4 protein-coding genes and 1 pseudogene are annotated in these 4,976 nt (G+C 58.8%); 1 reads left to right on the plus strand and 4 read right to left on the minus strand.

The annotated features are described in order from the left end of the window. Window positions 1–27 precede the first annotated feature (27 nt). The 3 genes and pseudogenes from AO388_RS30140 to AO388_RS00565 form a co-directional block, all read right to left on the minus strand. The gene (locus AO388_RS30140) at window positions 28–1,086 is read right to left on the minus strand and encodes a methyl-accepting chemotaxis protein (RefSeq protein WP_442963817.1); all 1,059 of its coding nucleotides are present in this window, start codon (window positions 1,084–1,086) and stop codon (window positions 28–30) included. A 72-nt stretch (window positions 1,087–1,158) separates the two neighbouring features. Further along, window positions 1,159–1,668 (minus strand): annotated as a pseudogene (locus AO388_RS30145) (MCP four helix bundle domain-containing protein); the annotation flags it as partial. Between the two features lie 265 nt (window positions 1,669–1,933). Beyond that, a complete protein-coding gene (locus AO388_RS00565) occupies window positions 1,934–2,929 on the minus strand; it encodes an aldo/keto reductase (RefSeq protein ID WP_004413987.1) in 996 nt (331 codons plus the stop codon). Between the two features lie 156 nt (window positions 2,930–3,085). Here AO388_RS00565 and AO388_RS00570 point away from each other — a divergent pair, with 156 nt between their 5' ends. Then, the gene (locus tag AO388_RS00570; RefSeq protein ID WP_058415906.1) at window positions 3,086–3,808 is read left to right on the plus strand and encodes a haloacid dehalogenase type II; all 723 of its coding nucleotides are present in this window, start codon (window positions 3,086–3,088) and stop codon (window positions 3,806–3,808) included. A gap of 25 nt (window positions 3,809–3,833) precedes the next feature. Here the strand turns inward: AO388_RS00570 and AO388_RS00575 are convergent, their stop codons facing one another. Beyond that, on the minus strand, window positions 3,834–4,352 hold the full coding sequence (locus AO388_RS00575; protein WP_058415907.1) for a GNAT family N-acetyltransferase: 519 nt from the start codon (window positions 4,350–4,352) through the stop codon (window positions 3,834–3,836). Window positions 4,353–4,976: the final 624 nt, after the last annotated feature.

Consider the following 4,976-nt stretch of genomic DNA (forward strand, 5'->3'; position numbering starts at 1 on the left):
GCATCGTCGCGATACCTCATTGCACCCTCAGCCTGCCTTGAAAAACGCGACCTTGCGGGTCAGGCGATCCGCAAGCTGTGCCAGCTCCTCGCTGGCGGCAGCCACCTGCTGCGATCCATTGGCGGATTTGAGTGTCGAGTCGTGGATGCTGGTGATGTTCATCGCAACGTCTTCTGCCACTGAACTCTGTTGAACCGAAGCGCTGGCTATCTGCGCGTTCATGTGATTGATCGCACTCACTTCCTGATTGATTCTCGACAGGGCGCTTTGGGCATTGCGTGTCTGCTCCACGGCGCGATTGACCAGTTCACAGCTGTCGCGCATGTTTTGTGCCGCGGTTTTAGTACCACCCTGCAGCGTGCTGATCATGTTTTGAATCTCCTGGGTCGACAGCTGGGTGCGATTGGCCAGCGAACGAACCTCATCGGCCACGACTGCAAAACCTCTGCCATGCTCGCCCGCGCGGGCGGCCTCAATGGCTGCGTTGAGCGCCAGCAGGTTGGTTTGCGAGGCAATCGAGTTGATCACCTCGATCACCGTTTCGATCTGCTCGCCGTGCCGTGACACCTGCTCCACGGTGCTGGTGGTTTCAGTCAGCGTGGCCGCCAGTTGTTCGATGGCGGTGGTCGTACCTTCGACGAGGCTGTTGCCGTTCGCCACCTCACTGTCAGCCAGGCGCGCAGCATCTGCGGCCTGTGCTGCGTAGCCCGAGACTTCACTGACCGTCGCGGCCATTTCACTGATCGCAGTGGCCACCTGTTCGGCTTCACGGGTCTGCACCATGATCTGGGTGTTGTTGGCGGAGGAGGCTGCCGACAGCACGGTAGAGGACTGGCTGACCTCCTGAGCGGCCATTCGCACTTCGGTGATGGTTTCCGAAAGACGGCTCAGCGCCGTTTTCAGCACACCCATGACGCTGTCGGGATACGCTGTGGTGATGGTTTGCTGCAGATCGCCCGCAGCCAGTCGGCGAATGGCCTCGGCAACGTCGACAGGCTCCGCGCCCAGCGTCTTTTTCACGAAGCGAATGATGAACGCCGACAGCGCAATGCTGAGCAGTACAGCGAACGCAGTGGCCAGCAGCATCAGGCCACGGAACTGGCTGGCGGTCGCCTGCACATTATCCAGCTGAACCCTGATCGAGGCTTCCTCATGGTCGATGAGCGCGTTGATACGCTTCAGCCATTCGCTGTAGTCGCCGGAGGTCTGGCTCAGCAAAAGGGCCTGGGCACCGGCGATGTCTCCGGCACGGCGCAAGGCAATCACGCTCTTGGTAGAGCCGAGCGTTTGCTGTTCGATTTCCTTGATGCCACGCAGCAATTGGCGTTCCTCGGCACTTATATTCTGCTTGGCGAACAACTGCTCCATCGGTACAGCCGAGTCGACATAGTCCTTTTCAAGACGGGTCATCTCTGCCAGATGCAGCGCCAGGTCCTGATCGTTGTTGACCAGCACGGCATCGCGCAAAGCGATTGCACGGTTGTGCACGCTGCCCCGGAAGTTGATCGCATAGCGCTGTACCTTGGCGGCATTTTCGCCTACGTCTTCCAGGGTGCTGTCGATGAACCCGACCCGCTGAATGCCAACGGCTGTGATCAAGATGAGCAGCGATACGACAGCGGCAAATCCCAAGCCGATGCGCGTAGCCAGAGAAACCTGATTTTTCATGAAATGAACCCGAAAGAGGCAAGAGAAAAAGTCGAATTAAATAATGGCAAAGAGCCTTTATTCAGAATGGCCTGACGATACCGCCCAGTCGACTGACTGACTAATAGATATTTGCGTACAGTGACATAGACAGGTGTTATTTCAGAACGGTGTGACAGTTACGAAAGCTGCGGTGCGTTCTTTACGGGTATTCGTGGTCGCAGTCTCCAACAGGTAACCGGCGAGGCTCACGCCATTCGCCGGTCCCGGGGTTATGCAGCGCCGGTCAGACGAAACCGGTCACTGCATGGGGCACGTACGGTGCCTCGAGGCGTTTGATGTCCTCATCACTGAGCACCAGTTGCAGTGCTGCGATGGCATCGTCCAGCTGCGTCGCCTTGGAAGCACCGACGATGGGCGCTGATACACCGCGTTTGGCCAACACCCAAGCCAGTGCGATTTGCGCCATCGGTACCCCGCGCTCTGCGGCAAGCTGTTCCACGGCATCGATCACTCGACCGTCTTCCTTTTCCGTCGCCTCGTAAAACGACTGGCCGGAAACGTCGGTTCTGGTCCGCTCGGTCTGCTGACCATGGGGCCTGGTCAGCCTGCCGCGTGCCATCGGGCTCCACGGCATCAGGCCGACACCCTGATCGATACACAGCGGGATCATCTCGCGCTCTTCTTCGCGATACACCAGGTTCAGGTAGTTCTGCATCGAGACGAACCTGCTCCAGCCATGCGCGGTTGCGACCTGCTGGGCTTTGGCGAACTGCCATGCGTACATGGAGGACGCGCCGATGTACCTGGCCTTGCCGGCCTTGACCACATCGTGCAGGGCTTCCATGGTTTCTTCGATGGGCGTGTCATAGTCCCAGCGATGGATCTGGTACAGGTCAACGTAGTCAGTGCCGAGTCGCGTCAGGCTCGCGTCGATACTGGACATGATGGCCTTGCGCGAGAGGCCCTTTTCGTTAGGGCGGGTCGAGCCTTCCCACATGTTCGCCGGAAAGAACACCTTCGTTGCGATCACGGTCTCGTCGCGACGCGTGAACTCTTTGAGCAATTTACCAACGATGGTTTCCGAGGTGCCTGCCGAGTAGCTGTTGGCCGTGTCAAAAAAATTGATGCCTTGCTCGACGGCGTGTTTGATGATCGGCCTGCTTGCTTCTTCGCCCAGTGTCCAAGGGTGCGTTCCGGCATCGGGCTCGCCGAATGTCATGCATCCAAGGCACAGTCTGGAAATATCCAGTCCTGTGTTGCCAAGCTTTACGTAGTCCATGAATCCTCCATCTACCGTTGATTGATCAGTCGCCGAGCAGTTTTGCGTTTACAGATGGGGCAATGCCTGCCCGAAACAACTCTCTTTGGCGCGATTGGTTCTATAGTTCTAATTCTGTAGAACTATAAGCGACTGTGCACGATTCGGGAGAGCAATATGGCCAGGTTGGAACAGATAGGGTTTCTCGGTTTCGATGTATTCGGCACTGTTGTCGACTGGCGAAACGGCGTGGCGCGGGCCGCGGCGCCCTTTCTGCAGCGGCATGGCGTGGACATCGATCCCCTTGATTTTGCCGATCAGTGGCGGAGCCTGTATCAACCTTCCATGCAGCGCGTGCGTGCGGGTGAGCGCCCCTACGTGACACTCGATGTGCTCAACCGTGAGAGTCTCGAAACCGTGCTGGCGCGCCACGAGGTGGATTTCGGCAGCATCCCCGGGGCCGAGCTCGCCAAGCTGAACAAGGCCTGGGAGCGGCTCGATCCATGGCCTGACTCGGTCGCAGGCCTGACCCGATTAAAGCGCAGATTCTCGATCGGTACGCTATCGAACGGACACATCGCCGGAATGCTCAACCTGGCTAAATTCGGCGGACTGCCCTGGGACGTCATCGTCGGCGCGGAGATCGCCGGCACCTACAAACCGATGCCCCAGACCTACCTGAAGTCTGCAAAAGCAGTGGGCCTGGCGCCGCATTGCGTCGCCATGGTGGCTGCGCATAACGCCGACCTGACTGCCGCACGTGCGAATGGCTTCAAGACCGTTTTCGTCCGACGTCCCGCCGAGCATGGGCCAGGTCAGACATCTGACCTGACCGCCGAACAGGACTGGGACGTGATCGTCGATTCCCTGACCGAAGCGGCTGACGCGTTCGATTGCTGAAGCGCCTGTTACCTGGGTGGACCGGTTACCCGCGCAAGTCTTTCCACATATGCACCTTGGCGACGAATCCGGTGCCTACAGCGACTGCAAGGGGTTCGATGCCAAAGGTCACGAAGCCCATGCGCTCGTACAGCCCGACTGCTTCGGCGTTGCCCTGCGTGACAGTGAGCTGGACGACCAGAAGCTTGGGCCGGGTTCGGGCATGGTCGAGCACGCTGCGTACCAATCGAGAGCCGATGCCTCTGTTCCTGTGCGCCAGTGGCACATACATGCCGAACAGGGTCGATTTGTGTCGGGCCTTCTTTCGGGTTTCGACGCAAAGGCCGGCTACACCCAGCAAGAGACCGTCTTCAACGGCGGCAAACACTACTTCGGTTGCGTCAGCGCTGTCATCGAGCCTCTTCTCCCACCACTGGGCAGGCAGCACTTCGCGCTCCTTCACGTCGGAGGTAAAGGCGTCTGGATGACGTTCATAGGCCTTGAGCATCAAGGCGCGATAGGCAGGTGCATCAGCCGGAGTCAGTCGTCGGTAGGTGAGGGTCATGGAGGCCGGGCTCGCGTGAGTCAGTTTTCGAGTATTGCATTGCGTGCGGGGAAAAGTCGCCGCCGGACGCTGAAATTTCAAACCGCTCTCCCGCCTGGACAGCAGTGCCGTTTGACGGACACTTTCGCGGTTTGTAACTTTTTGTTTGCCTTATCGCCGAAAATCGTGGTTATTATCCCCGGCGCTCAGGGCCAAAAACCCAGCGCCAATGACTGTCACGGGTTCACAGACTCCGCAGTCACAGCCGATCGGGTCCACCCTGGCGCTGACACCCCGGCGCAGGCCGTTCCCCGTCGTTGACCCTCAAACGGAAGATGAGGTTTCAATTGGTCACGCGGTATGCAAACGTCAGTTCCAAGGGCAGAGCGATCAGTCTCGTCAACGAGCCAGCCACCCCCCTTTCTGTAGGCGAGTCGCGCCTTGCCGCGTTCGTCTGTCATCCCTCTGCGATCCCCCCGAGCGCTTGCATGTCAGGTCATGACATGAGCCCGAGAGCCCGCGCTGCACCTTCTCCCTGAGTCTCGATGTTCATCCGGCATTTCTCATGCCGTGCCTGACGGGCTTGCTGCTCTGCGCTCCCGTCTGCTCATAAAAAAATAATCTGCTCACGGACGGTGATTTCTG

The organism is Pseudomonas sp. ICMP 10191 (assembly GCF_001467335.1).
In the GTDB taxonomy this organism is placed as follows: Bacteria; Pseudomonadota; Gammaproteobacteria; order Pseudomonadales; family Pseudomonadaceae; genus Aquipseudomonas; species Aquipseudomonas cerasi.

Excerpts from the sequence above, each read along its gene's own strand:
- AO388_RS00575 (WP_058415907.1), bottom strand. The coding sequence starts at position 4,352 with ATGACCCTCACCTACCGACGACTGACTCCGGCTGATGCACCTGCCTAT.
- AO388_RS00570 (WP_058415906.1), top strand. The coding sequence starts at position 3,086 with ATGGCCAGGTTGGAACAGATAGGGTTTCTCGGTTTCGATGTATTCGGC.
- AO388_RS30140 (WP_442963817.1), bottom strand. The coding sequence starts at position 1,086 with ATGCTGCTGGCCACTGCGTTCGCTGTACTGCTCAGCATTGCGCTGTCG.
- AO388_RS00565 (WP_004413987.1), bottom strand. The coding sequence starts at position 2,929 with ATGGACTACGTAAAGCTTGGCAACACAGGACTGGATATTTCCAGACTG.